We start from the raw sequence: 13401 nt of genomic DNA on the forward strand, positions 1-13401 counted from the left end.
GTGTCGGTCGCTCTCTGGCAACAATGTCTGAACTCGCTGCAGGATGAGTTGAGCTCTCAGCAATTCAATACCTGGATTCGTCCCCTGCAGGCAGAGGACGGTGAAGTGGACGAACTCTGTCTATTGGCGCCCAACCGTTTTGTCCGTGACTGGGTCAGCGACAAGTACCTGAAGCGAATCAACGAACTGTTGCGTGAAGTCGCGTCCAGCAACAAGCCGCCCAAGGTGCGCCTGACGGTGGGGAGTCGCCGGGCAGCCGCGGTCTCCCCGCGAGATCTGGGCGCTCCTGTTTCCGCACCCAGTCGGCCGCCGCAACGGCCGTCCTCGCCCAGCGTGCAGACGGCGACGCGGTCTGACGAGGCGGCTGAAGAAAGGCAGGTCGATCGCTCGCGTGAGCGGGAAGAGAACGGCCGGCGGGGAGGCCAGCGCCAGGTCCAGGTCGAGGGTAGCCTCAAGCATGGCAGCGGACTCAACCCCAATTTCACGTTCGAAACCTTCGTCGAGGGAAAGTCGAACCAGTTGGCCCGTGCCGCCTCTCGCCAGGTGTCCGAGAATCCGGGCGGTGCCTACAACCCGTTGTTTCTCTACGGCGGCGTGGGTCTGGGCAAGACCCACCTGATGCATGCGGTAGGCAATCATCTGGCGGGACTGCGCGACAACGCCAAGATCGTCTATCTGCACTCCGAGCGCTTCGTCGCCGACATGGTCAAGGCGCTGCAGCTCAACGCCATCAACGATTTCAAGCGCTTCTACCGTAGCGTCGATGCCCTGCTGATCGACGATATCCAGTTCTTCGCCGGCAAGGAGCGTTCCCAGGAAGAGTTCTTCCATACGTTCAACGCGTTGCTGGAAGGCGGCCAGCAGATGATCCTGACCTCGGATCGCTATCCCAAGGAGATCAGCGGTGTCGAGGAGCGGCTGAAATCCCGCTTCGGCTGGGGCCTGACGGTGGCGATCGAGCCGCCGGAGCTCGAGACGCGGGTGGCGATCCTGATGAAGAAGGCGGATCAGGCCGAGGTCGATCTGCCCCATGACGCAGCCTTCTTCATCGCCCAGAAGATTCGCTCCAACGTGCGCGAGCTGGAAGGGGCACTCAAGAAGGTGATCGCCGACTCGCACTTCATGGGCAAACCGATCACCCAGGATTTCATCCGCGAGTCGCTCAAGGATCTGCTGGCGCTGCAGGACAAGCAGGTCGGCATCGAGAACATCCAGCGCACGGTGGCGGAGTACTACAAGATCAAGCTCGCCGATCTGCTCTCCAAGCGTCGGTCACGCTCGGTGGCGCGTCCGCGTCAGGTCGCCATGGCGCTGGCCAAGGAACTGACCAATCATAGCCTGCCGGAAATCGGCGACGCTTTTGGCGGACGCGATCACACTACCGTATTGCACGCCTGCCGCAAGGTCGTGGCCCTGAAGGAAGAGAGCGCGGACATCCGCGAGGATTACAAGAATCTGCTGCGGCTGTTGACGAGTTGAGATGGTATCCCGCCAACTTCCGCCGCCACAGGGATTGCGGGTGGCGCCCGCCGAGGCAAGAATGGGTCGGCGCGGCCCGACGGCGCTTGCCGTCTATTCTCATGATCAGGATCGATCCACCGGTTACTGGATTCGACTTCAGGCTTATTGAACCAACAACGGAGCCCCAATGAAATTTTCCATCTCTCGCGAAGCCCTGCTGCGCCCGCTGACGCTGGTGGCCGGGGTGGTCGAGCGCCGCCAGACGCTGCCGGTGCTCTCCAACGTACTGATCGAAGTGCAGGACGATCAGCTGGCGCTGACCGGTACCGATCTCGAGGTGGAACTGATCGGTCGCGCGACGCCGGAGTTGGTCGACGAGCCCGGCTCGGTGACGGTGCCGGCACGCAAGCTGATGGATATCTGCAAGTCGTTGCCGGATCAGTCCGCCATCAGCTTCTCGCTGGAAGATGGGCGCGTGGTGCTGCGAGCCGGACGTTCGCGTTTCACGCTCTCCACGCTGCCGGTGGCCGAATTCCCCAACATCGAGGATGGTCAGAACGACACCACGCTGTCGCTGCCGCGCGGCACGCTGAAGTACCTGATCGACGCGACCTCGTTCGCCATGGCGCAGCAGGATGTTCGCTACTATCTCAACGGCATGCTGCTGGAACTGGCCGACCACCTGGTGCGCACGGTGGCCACCGACGGGCACCGTCTGGCGGTCTGCGAACGCAGCGCCGATATCGAGATGGAAACACCGCGCAAGCTGATCGTGCCGCGCAAGGGCGTGCTGGAACTGACCCGCCTGCTCGACGGCAGCGACGAGCCGGTCGAGCTGATGCTGGGCTCCAACCACATTCGCGCCAACACCGGCGAGTTCACGTTCACTTCCAAGCTGGTCGACGGCAAGTTCCCCGACTACGACCGGGTCATCCCCAAGGGTGGCGACAAGGTCTTCATCGCCGAACGCGGTGAATTGCGCCAGAACCTCGCGCGTACCGCGATTCTGTCCAACGAGAAATATCGCGGCGTGCGGCTCCATCTCGAGGAGAACAACCTCAAGGTGATGGCCAACAATCCCGAGCAGGAAGAAGCGGAAGAGAACGTCAGCATCGAATACAGCGGCGACGCGCTGGAGATCGGCTTCAACGTCGGCTATCTGATCGACGTGCTCAACGTGCTGGACGCCGATCGCATGCAGATGACGCTCTCCGACGCCAACAGCTCGGCCTTGATGGAAGAGCCGGGTGGGGGGGATGCCCGGTACGTCGTCATGCCGATGCGCCTCTGATCGACAGAAAGCGGCTGCGCTCGATCACACTTTGTTAAAAATCGGCGAACATTGCTCATTTATATCCCATAAATTCCGCCTGTTCGCCGATTTTTGCCGCGTTTGATCGTCGCTCGCCGGCTTCCTCCACCTTGGCAGCCGATACGGTTTCAAAGCTCTGTCGATATCGTCGTGAGGTCCTTTGCTGAGAGTTTCGAATACCCATGCCGCTTGATCGATTGAGTTTTCAGGGGCTGCGCAATCTGCGCGCGTTCGAGATGGCGCCCGGGCCGCATATCAATCTGATCAGCGGTGCCAACGGCAGCGGCAAGACGTCGCTGCTCGAGGGGATTCATGTCCTCGGCATGGCGCGTTCCTTTCGTACCCAGAAGCTCAAGTCGCTGATCGATCACGACAGCGACGAGATGACGCTTTTCGCCCGGCTTGCCGGTGAGCCTCCGCTGCCGGTAGGGGTGCGGCGCTGGCGCGATAGTTCCGAGCTCGATATCCGGATCAGAGGGGAGCGTGCCGCGCGAATCACCCAACTGGCCGAAGCGCTGCCGCTGCAGTTGATCAACCCTGATGCTTTCCGTCTTCTCGAGGGTTCGCCGGCCGCTCGTCGCGAATTTCTCGACTGGGGCGTTTTCCATGCCGAGCGTGACTTTCTGGACAGCTGGAAGCGGGTCAGAAGGGCCCTGAAACATCGGAATGCGCTGCTCAGACATGATAGAATCGACCTTCAGTCGATACGCATCTGGGAGCGTGAACTGGCCCATTGGAGCGAGCGTCTGGACCGCTTGCGCGAAGACTACATGACGCGTTTCATGCCGGTGTTCGAAGAGACCCTGGCGGCATTGTTGCCGCTGCCGGATCTGACCTTGCGCTACTCGCGGGGATGGGATCGGCAACGGGCTCTGCTGGAGGTTTTCGAGGCTGGGCGCGACACCGACCGCCAGATGGGTTTCACGCAGCAGGGGCCCCAGCGCGCCGATCTGCGCATTCGCGTGGGTCGTCATCCGGCGGTGGAAGTGTTGTCGCGGGGACAGCAGAAGCTGGTGGTCAGTGCATTGAAACTGGCCCAGGGGTGCCTGCTCGAGCAGTTGACGGGACGTACCTGCCTTTACTTGATCGATGACCTGCCGGCAGAGCTCGACGGCAACCATCGGCGGATCTTCTGTCAGTGGCTGGAGCAGCTCAGTTGTCAGGTCTTCATCACCAGCGTCGATCGCGAGGCGCTGGCCGACGTCTGGCAGCCAAGCACGGATGTGGTGGCATCGACACTTGCCGACGGACGGCTGCATTCGGAATGATTTCACCATGGAGTGAGCAATGAGCGAACAGGCCTACGATTCATCGAGCATCAAGGTCCTCAAGGGATTGGACGCGGTGCGCAAGCGTCCCGGCATGTACATCGGCGATACCGATGACGGTACCGGGCTGCACCACATGGTGTTCGAGATCGTCGACAACTCCATCGACGAAGCGCTGGCTGGCCATTGCAGCGAGATCCGGATCGTCATCCATCCGGACGAATCGGTCACCGTTTCCGATGACGGTCGCGGCATTCCTACCGATATCCACGCCGAAGGCGTCTCCGCGGCGGAAGTCATCATGACTGTGCTGCACGCCGGCGGTAAGTTCGACGACAACTCCTACAAGGTCTCCGGCGGTTTGCATGGCGTCGGTGTATCGGTGGTCAACGCGCTTTCCGAGCAGCTCAAGCTGACGATCTGGCGCAACAACCAGGTGCACGAGCAGATCTACCATCACGGCGTGCCACAGGCACCGTTGAGCGTGGTCGGCGAGACCGAGAAATCCGGTACGCAGATCAGCTTCAAGCCGTCGAGCGACACCTTCGCCAACATCGAGTTTCATTACGACATTCTCGCCAAGCGCCTGCGCGAGCTCTCGTTTCTGAATTCCGGCGTGGCGATTCGTCTGGTCGACGAGCGCGATGGGCGGGAAGAGCTGTTTCATTACGAGGGCGGCCTCAAGGCGTTCGTCGATCACCTCAACGTCAACCGCACCGCGCTCAATCCGGTCTTTCACTTCGAGGCTCAGCGCGAGGATGGCATCGTCGTCGAAGTGGCGATGCAGTGGAACGACACTTTCGCCGAGAACGTCTTCTGCTACACCAACAATATCCCGCAGCGCGACGGCGGCACTCACATGGCGGGTTTCCGCGCGGCGCTGACGCGTACGCTCAACAGCTACATCGACGCGGAAGACATCCAGAAGAAGGCCAAGGTCGCCACGGCCGGTGACGACGCCCGCGAAGGGCTCACGGCCATCATTTCGGTCAAGGTGCCGGATCCCAAGTTCTCCTCGCAGACCAAGGACAAGCTGGTCTCTTCCGAGGTGAAAACGGCGGTGGATCAGGAGTTGAGCCGGCAGTTCTCGGACTACCTGATCGAGCATCCCAACGAGGCCAAGGCGATCGTCAACAAGATGATCGACGCTGCGCGCGCGCGTGAAGCGGCACGCAAGGCCCGCGACATGACACGGCGCAAGGGTGCGCTGGACATCGCCGGGCTGCCGGGCAAGCTGGCCGACTGCCAGGAGAAGGATCCGAGCCTCTCCGAACTCTACCTGGTCGAGGGTGATTCGGCCGGCGGCAGTGCCAAGCAGGGCCGTGATCGTCGTACCCAGGCGATCCTGCCGCTCAAGGGCAAGATCCTCAACGTCGAGAAGGCGCGCTTCGACAAGATGCTCTCGTCCGCCGAGGTCGGTACGCTGATTACCGCGCTGGGCTGCGGGATCGGTCGCGAGGAGTTCAATCCGGACAAGCTGCGTTACCACTCGATCATCATCATGACCGATGCCGATGTCGACGGGTCGCACATCCGCACGCTGCTGTTGACGTTCTTCTTCCGTCAGATGCCGGAACTGATCGAGCGCGGCCACGTCTTCATCGCCCAGCCGCCGCTCTACAAGATCAAGCGCGGCAAGCAGGAGATGTACCTGAAAGACGAGCAGGCGATGACCGACTATCTCACCACCACGGCACTGGATGGCGGCCGCCTTTACGTCAACGCCGATGCGCCGGGCATTGCCGGCGAGCATCTGGAAGCGCTGGTCAACCAGTATCGCGACGTGATGAAGCGCATCGACCGTCTGTCGCGTGTCTATCCCAACGCCGTGCTGCGCAAGATGGTCCACGCTCCCAAGCTCGACGAGAGCAATCTCGGTGATCGAGGCACCATGCAGACCTGGATCGATGCGCTGCAGGTGGAGATGGATTCGCTGATCGCCCACGAAGGCGGCCCGCGCTATACCTTCCAGCTCCAGGAAGATACCGAACGCGGCCTGTGGATGCCGGGCGTGGCGCTGACCGCGCATGGCGTGACCACGGACTACATCTGGGGCATCGACTTCTTCCGCAGCGCCGATTATCGCGCGCTGGCCAATCTGGGCGAGACGCTCGATGGCCTGATCGAGGAGGGCGCCTATATCGCTCGTGGCGAACGCCAGAAGCCCATTGCGAACTTCTACGATGCACTCGAGTGGCTGATGCTGGAAGCGCAGCGCGGCCTCAGCATTCAGCGTTACAAGGGACTGGGCGAGATGAACCCGGATCAGTTGTGGGAGACCACCATGGATCCACAATCGCGCCGCATGCTGCGTGTCTCCATCGAGGACGCCGTCGCTGCCGATCAGATGTTCAACACGCTGATGGGAGACGAGGTCGAACCACGACGCGACTTCATCGAGCGCTTCGCGCTGGTGGCCAATCTGGACGTGTGATCTCCCTCTGACCAGCCGGCCAGTCGGTCGGCCAGCCATCATAAAGAGCGGCTCATCCTTCGGGGTGAGCCGCTTTTTTGTGCCGTGTTTAAGGCGAGAGGTGGGCGATCGGCCCGCGTCAGCCGTCCCGGCTGTGAACCGGCGGCTGGCGGTTCTGCTCGACGAATTCGCGGATGCCTTCGGCGAGGCGTCGGCCCTGGCGTTCCAGCGTCTCGCCCTCGACCATGCCGACGCCCAGTATCAGGCCGCGTCGATGATCGCCTGTAGCACAGACCCGGCTCAGCGGGCGAGTGACCAGATGCTGTCGGTTCAGCAGTGCCTTCGACAAGCGCTCGTCGTCCAGCGTCGGCGAGAGCGCCAGGCTCAAGCTGATGTTGCCGGCCGGTGGTGAAATGCCGATGACTCCGGGCGTGCCGGCGAGCAGATCATGTAGCCGCTGCTGACGCTGCAAGTATTCGCTCGCCATGCGACGACACCAGCCATCCAGATCGCCATCGTCGATGAACGTGGCGAGCACCGCCTGATCCAGCAGCCGACCTTCACGAAAGACGCCGGTACGTACCCGGTTGATCGCGTCGCTCAGACCTCTCGGCACCACCAGGTAGCCCAGCCGCAGACCCGGAAACATCAGCTTGGAAAACGATCCGATCAGGATCTGGTTGCCGGCATCGGGGTCGAACGACAGCTCCCGGTGATGGCCGTCGCCGAATTCATAGTCGTCCTCCAGTATCCAGTCCGATCCGAGGTGTTCGATCAAGTCACGTTTGTGAGTGCTTACTGACTTCACGCCCAACGGATAATGGTGAGTCCCGGTAAAGTAGAGCAACCTTGGATGAGGCTGCGGCAGGATCCCGGTGTAGCCTTTCTCAGGTTCCCAGATGGCGTGTTCGATGGCGAGGCCGCCGGCCTGGAAGACGTTGCGAGCGCCCCAGTAGAACGGCGAATCCATGACTACGCGATCCCCGTTATCGGACAGTGTCAGCGCGCAGAGCTGCAGGCCATGATGGGCGCCTTCGGTGATCACGATCTGGTCCAGCGCGCAGTCGATACCTCGCCATCGCGCCAGATAGCCGGCTATGGCCCGCTTCAGGGGCCCATAGCCACCCGAGGCGTAGGAGAGCAGCAGCGTATTGTGGGGCACGGTGATACGCGAGTAGAGCTGACGCCAGCGGGCAATCGGGAAATGCGCGATATCGGGGACGCCCGGCACGAAGGTGCCGCTTTGCAGCGGGCTGGCACCGACGTCGCTCAGAATGGCATTGGCACGGCGTGAAACTGGTCCGATATCGCCAACTTCGAGCTCTCTTGATTGTGAACGCTTACTTACCCAGGTGCCGCGGCCGTGATCGGTGACCAGTTGCCCTTGGCGGATCAGCGTGTCGATGACACCAGCAAGCGTATTGCGAGCCACACCGAGTTCGGCACACAGCGCCCGATGGCCAGGCAATCGCTGACCATCCTGCCATTCGCTGTCGATCAGCCTCAGCAAGGTCTGTTCGAGGCGGCAACGTTTGGTCAGATGACGCGGCTGGGCCTGGTAAGCCTGCGCGATGCGATCCAGTGCCCGGTGGCGGTCGTCCATGATCTCCCCCTCGCAGACGCGGAAAGGTTCGGATTATGCGTGGGGAGCGGGAGGTGGTCTACAGTCGTTGAAAAGTGGTCTAGTCCCGGCGAGGCGTCGGGGTGGTAGCGTGGCGTCAGGGCCGAGCTCCGGGTTGACCCAACACGATCTCGGCTCATCAATAACAACCTGAAGAGAATCCCGTCATGTCGAACGCTTCTCAACCTCCGGAGTTCGTGCGGGTCCTGGCTCGTGCGGACGTTCTGGCGCTGGCCTTTGGCGCCATGATCGGCTGGGGCTGGATCGTCCTTACCGGTAGCGCCATTCTCGACGGCGGCAGCGTGGGCGCCATGATCGCCTTCGTGATCGGCGGTACTGCCGTGCTGCTGGTGGGACTGACCTATGCCGAACTGGCGTCTGCCATGCCGCAAGTCGGTGGCGAACACGTCTACAGTTATCGTGCGCTCGGCCATTTCGCCTCGTTCGTCTGTACCTGGAGCATCGTGCTGGGCTACGTCAGCGTGGCGTCGTTCGAGGCGGTGGCGCTACCCACGGTGTTCGAGCATCTGTTTTCCGGTTACGCCGTCGGTGATCTATGGACCATCGCCGGCTGGGAGGTCAAGGCAACCTGGGTCGCGGTTGGTGTGATCGGCTCGATCGTGATGATGGTGGTCAACTATCTGGGGATCTCCACCGCCGCGCTGCTGCAGAAAGTCGTTACCGGGCTGATTCTGGTGGCGGGGGTGATGTTCGTGACCGGGTCGCTGTTCACCGGTGATGGTGGCAACATGCAGCCGCTGTTCGCCAGCGGTGAGCATGGCGCCTTCGGCGGCATCGTGGCGGTACTGGTGCTGGTGCCGTTTCTGTTCGTCGGCTTCGACGTCATTCCCCAGGCGGCGGAAGAGATCAACCTGCCGTTCCGGGATATCGGCAAGGTGCTGGTGCTTTCGGTCATCATGGCGGTGTGCTGGTATACCCTGATCATTCTCGGTACCAGCCTGATGCTCGACAACGAGGCGCTGCAGGGCAGTTCGCTCAGCGTACCGGACGCGATGACGGCAGTATTCGATGCTTCCTGGGCCGGCAATCTGATGGTACTGGCGGGCATTGCCGGGATCATTACCAGCTGGAACGCGTTCTACATCGGTGGGCCGCGGGCGATCTACGCACTGGCCCATTCCGGCATGCTTCCCGCCTCCCTCGGCAAGCTGCATCCCCGCTACAAGACACCGACCAACGCGATCATCCTGATCGGCGTGCTCTCCACCGCCGCGCCCTTCTTCGGCCGCCCGGCGCTGGTATGGCTGGTCGATGCCGGCGGGCTGGGCATCGTGCTTGCCTATCTGTTCGTGGCGCTGTCGTTTGTGATCCTGCGCTATCGCGAACCTGACATGCCGCGTCCTTACCATGTCGGCGCCGGCAAGCTGGTCGGCGTGCTGGCGGTACTGCTGTCGTTGGGCATGACCTGTCTCTACCTGCCGGGCAGCCCGTCGGCGCTGACGCCTGTCGAGTGGTCCATCTTCGGCGGCTGGATGATCGCCGGATTGGCCCTGTACGGATGGGCTCGACGGCACTACGGTCGAGAGATGGGCGATCGTTTGATCAAGGCGGCCTACGACAACCAGTCGTAGGTCGGCATCCCGATTTTCATGGCGCGCCGCCTGCCGAAGCCGACGACGACGCGCAATCCACGTTAGCGGCACGAGGTGCCGCGTCAGGAGGAGTGTTCCATGACGAGTAAATCCATGAGCAATGCGGAACTCAACGAGCTCAAGCAGCGCTATGTCGCCAACGGAGCGGCAAGCCCCGCCGGGCAGTTCGCCGCTCGTGCGGAGAACGCCGAGCTGTGGGACGAGGATGGCAAGCGTTTCATCGATTTTGCCGGTGGTATCGGCGTGCTCAACATCGGCCATCGTCATCCGAAGGTGGTCGAGGCGGTCAAGGCGCAGCTCGACAAGGTGATGCATACCTGCCAGACCGTCATGCCCTACGAGGGGTACGTGCGGGTGGCGCAGAAGCTCAGCGAGGTGACGCCAGTACGCGGCCATGCCAAGGTAATGCTGGCCAACTCCGGCGCCGAGGCACTGGAGAACGCGGTCAAGGTGGCACGCGCCGCTACCGGTCGTTCCAGCGTGATCTGCTTTACTGGCGGCTACCATGGCCGGACGTTCATGACCATGGCGATGAACGGCAAGGTGGCGCCGTATCGTAACGACTTCGGCCCGATGCCCGGCCAGGTCTATCGCGCGCCCTATCCGGTGCCGTCCATCGGCGTCAGCGAGGAAGAGGCGCTGCGCCATCTGAAGATGACGCTGAAGACCGACGCCAACGTCAACGACACCGCGGCGATCGTGATCGAGCCGGTGCTGGGCGAGGGTGGCTTCCATGCGGCGCCTGCGAGCTTCCTGAAAGCGATCCGCGAGATCTGCGACGAGCACGGCATTCTGATGGTCGTCGACGAGGTGCAGTCCGGCTTCGGGCGGACCGGCAAGCTGTTCGCCATCGAGCACAGCGGCGTCGAGCCGGATATCATGACCATGGCCAAGAGCATGGCGGACGGCATGCCGATCTCCGCGGTCGTGGGTACGGACAAGGTGATGGATGCCTCCGGCGGCAACTCGCTGGGCGGCACCTATACCGGCAGCCCGGTTTCCTGCGCTGCGGTGCTGGCGGTGCTGGAAGTGTTCGAGGAAGAGCGCATTCTGGAGAAGAGCCAGGCGCTGGGCGAGAAGCTCAGGGCGCGTTTCGACAAATGGCAGCAGGAGTACGCCAGTGTTGCCAACACGCGCAACCTGGGCGCCATGGCGGCATTCGATCTGGTCAGTGGCGAGAGCGGCGCGCCGAACGCCGAGCTGGCCGGCAAGCTGTGTCGCGAGGCGCGCGAGCGTGGCTTGATCCTGCTCTCCTGCGGTCTTTATGCCAACACGATCCGCTTCCTGATGCCGGTCACCATCAGTGACGAGGTGCTCGGGGAAGGGCTCGATCTGATCGAGACCATGCTGAGCGAATTCGGCGCCTGATCGACAGCCGCCTGCCGTTGACGGACGGTAGTGGTCATTACAAGAAACCGACGCTGGCGACCAGCGTCGGTTTTTTCATGGCGGCATGCCGATAAGCGTAAGTGAGCGCTTACTTTTTCTGCTGACCAGCATCCCGCTGCATGGCGATATGCGGAATACCATCCTCCAGATAGACATCCCCCATCGGCGCGAATCCGTGGCGGCCATAGAAGTCTTGCAGATGGGCTTGCGCGGAAAGCGCTGCATCCCGGCCGGGCCAGAGCGATTCGATTCGCGCCAGTGCAGCACGCAGCAGGTCATGGCCGAGGCCGTTGCCGCGGTGGTCGGGATCGATGACCACGCGACCGATGGAAACGGGTTTATCCCTCTCCTCCGGCACCTTGAGCCGTAACGTCGCCGCGAGATGATGCTTCGTCATCACGCTCAGGTGGTGCGTCGAAGCCTGAAGGTCGTGGCCATCCAGCTCCTGATAAGGGCACTGCTGTTCTACCACGAATACGGCCACCCGCAGTGACAGCAGCGCATAGAGCTTGTCGGGATCGAGCTCGGGGCCGGTGTGCCATGTCCACTCGTATGATGCCATCTGTCTCTTCCCTCGCCGCCGTTCAGCCATCATGATCGAAGCACTTTATCTGGATACGGACATCTGGATACGGACGATACGTATCCACCCGCCTCATTCACGAGGGTGCTGATTGAGCGGTCTGAAGGTACTGACTGGTGGCATCGCTTATCAGGATCGGCTTCTTCAGCGCGAATAGCTGTTGAGTAATGCCAAAACGCTGAAATTTCCCCGCTTCCTTATAGCTCTTTGGAATCAATGGCGACCGTCCAAGCAGCCGTGATCGCCGCCCGCCGCTCCGGTCGCTCGCTTTCTGATGCTGTGGTGGTCTCGCAGAAGCGTCAGCTCAGTGCGGTCAGCTTCGGCAGCCCCTTCAGCAGCGTCGGCCACCACTTGTCGGCGGCGGCACCCAGATGAACGGTGATTCGCCGAGCGTGCAGTCTCAGCGTGGCGGCGACCTTCAGCACCTGCTCGCGCATCCGGCTGAGGCTCCAGCCTTGCCGGGTCTGCCGCTCCAGCAGGCAGCGCAGGCCATGCAGGACCTGGTAGGCGTAGAGGCTGAGCAGCAGGCTCACCTCGTTGCGTGCCATCACGTCCTGAACGGTGGAGGCGCCGCGATCGGTCGACGAGAGGTGCACGTCGAGCGCCGACTTCACCTCGCCCATGTGCGCCTCGGCGCTGCCGCGCTTGCGGTAGAGCGCCAGGACCTTCTCCGGCGGCCAGTCGAACTTGCCGAGGTTGGTGACCAGGAAGAAGGCATGCAGCAGCAGGTCATCGGGGCGTTCCTGCACCACCAGCACCACGCGACGCGGTGCCGACCAAGAGCCCGCTTGATACTCCAGATCGTGGCACCACTCGCGAGGCTGCTCGGGTGGCCGGCCAGGTGGCCGCTTCAGAAGTGGCGCTGCCAACTTCTGCAGGCCAGTGTGACTGCGCAGCCGGCCCAGGTACTCGATGCCGCGATCTTCCAGCGCCTCCAGCGTATCGTTGTCGGTGAAACCGGCGTCGATGCGCACCCGTACCTGAGCGCCGGTGCTCTCGTTGAGTCGCCGCACCAGATGCGGGATCCAGGTATCAGCGTTCTCGGCCGGGCCGGCGTTGCCCTCGCGCAGCAGGCCGCCCACCATGTCGCCGGTTTCTGCCAGCGAGGCGACCAGCGGTGAATAGATCCGCGCGCCGTACAGGCCATGATAGGCCGAGCCGCCCTGGTGGCCGTGGACCTCGATCGGCAGGCCGTCGATGTCCAGCGTCAGCTGCTTGGGGCGCTCGCCGTTCTTCAGCGCGGTCAGGCGCCAGATCACCAGTCGCAGCAGGCCTTCGTGCACGGCATCGATATTGTCGCAGCGCCCGAGGCAGGTCAGCAGCCGCGACAGCGTGGCTTGAGAGGGCCGGTCCTGGGCCAGGGGCGTTGTCCCGCGCGCATCGCTGCAGGCCAGCTGCCAGAGCGGATCACGGCGCAGCGTGTCGGTATCGCTGAGGTCGATCCAGCCCATCGCACGCTGCAGCACCAGGGTACGCAACTGGCTGGCCAGCGAATGAAGGATGCGCAGCGGGTGGCGTCGATCGACCAGATTGTCTTCCAGCGCCTCAATCACGCCGCTGTTGTCGAGGGCCTCACGCAACAGCAGAGCGCCGCTGTCGCTGGTAGTGCGCTGGCCGCTCAGCTCAACACGGACAGCGCCGTTGCATGAGGGCGTCCAGGTGGATAGGCTTTCACCCATAGCGGATGGCTCTCTTGGTTCAGATTCTTGGCGGAACACACTGAATTTTCAAGAGAATACCA

General features: G+C 62.5%; 9 protein-coding genes. 6 read left to right on the forward strand and 3 right to left on the reverse strand.

Annotation, left to right across the window (positions count from 1 at the left end; translation table 11 throughout):
* The 4 genes from dnaA to gyrB all read left to right on the forward strand — a co-directional run bounded on the left by dnaA (position 1) and on the right by gyrB (position 6475).
* Positions 1-1479: a chromosomal replication initiator protein DnaA gene (gene dnaA, locus ACWHY3_RS00005; RefSeq protein WP_071232451.1), complete on the forward strand. Its 1479-nt coding sequence runs from the start codon at positions 1-3 to the stop codon at positions 1477-1479.
* 169 nt (positions 1480-1648) lie between these two features.
* Complete coding sequence (gene dnaN / locus ACWHY3_RS00010; protein ID WP_448127303.1) at positions 1649-2752, forward strand: DNA polymerase III subunit beta; 1104 nt, start codon at positions 1649-1651, stop codon at positions 2750-2752.
* Between the two features lie 203 nt (positions 2753-2955).
* The gene (gene recF, locus ACWHY3_RS00015) at positions 2956-4041 is read left to right on the forward strand and encodes a DNA replication/repair protein RecF (RefSeq protein ID WP_448127304.1); all 1086 of its coding nucleotides are present in this window, start codon (positions 2956-2958) and stop codon (positions 4039-4041) included.
* A 19-nt stretch (positions 4042-4060) separates the two neighbouring features.
* On the forward strand, positions 4061-6475 hold the full coding sequence (gyrB, locus tag ACWHY3_RS00020) for a DNA topoisomerase (ATP-hydrolyzing) subunit B (protein ID WP_448127305.1): 2415 nt from the start codon (positions 4061-4063) through the stop codon (positions 6473-6475).
* Positions 6476-6593: 118 nt separating this feature from the next.
* On the opposite strand, the gene ACWHY3_RS00025 is transcribed toward gyrB, so the two are convergent.
* Positions 6594-8057 (reverse strand): aminotransferase-like domain-containing protein, encoded by a 1464-nt coding sequence (locus ACWHY3_RS00025; protein ID WP_448127306.1) that lies wholly within the window; start codon positions 8055-8057, stop codon positions 6594-6596.
* Positions 8058-8242: 185 nt separating this feature from the next.
* On the opposite strand from ACWHY3_RS00025, the gene ACWHY3_RS00030 reads away from it, so the two are divergent.
* The gene (locus tag ACWHY3_RS00030; protein ID WP_448127307.1) at positions 8243-9667 is read left to right on the forward strand and encodes an APC family permease; all 1425 of its coding nucleotides are present in this window, start codon (positions 8243-8245) and stop codon (positions 9665-9667) included.
* A 114-nt stretch (positions 9668-9781) separates the two neighbouring features.
* Positions 9782-11056, forward strand: a complete 1275-nt coding sequence (gene gabT / locus ACWHY3_RS00035) for a 4-aminobutyrate--2-oxoglutarate transaminase (RefSeq protein WP_448128181.1) — start codon at positions 9782-9784, stop codon at positions 11054-11056.
* A 109-nt stretch (positions 11057-11165) separates the two neighbouring features.
* On the opposite strand, the gene ACWHY3_RS00040 is transcribed toward gabT, so the two are convergent.
* Positions 11166-11639: a GNAT family N-acetyltransferase gene (locus ACWHY3_RS00040; protein ID WP_332780150.1), complete on the reverse strand. Its 474-nt coding sequence runs from the start codon at positions 11637-11639 to the stop codon at positions 11166-11168.
* A 320-nt stretch (positions 11640-11959) separates the two neighbouring features.
* Positions 11960-13339: an IS1380 family transposase gene (locus ACWHY3_RS00045; RefSeq protein WP_448127268.1), complete on the reverse strand. Its 1380-nt coding sequence runs from the start codon at positions 13337-13339 to the stop codon at positions 11960-11962.
* Between the last annotated feature and the right edge of the window lie 62 nt (positions 13340-13401).

The organism is Salinicola sp. NYA28a (genome assembly GCF_976982775.1).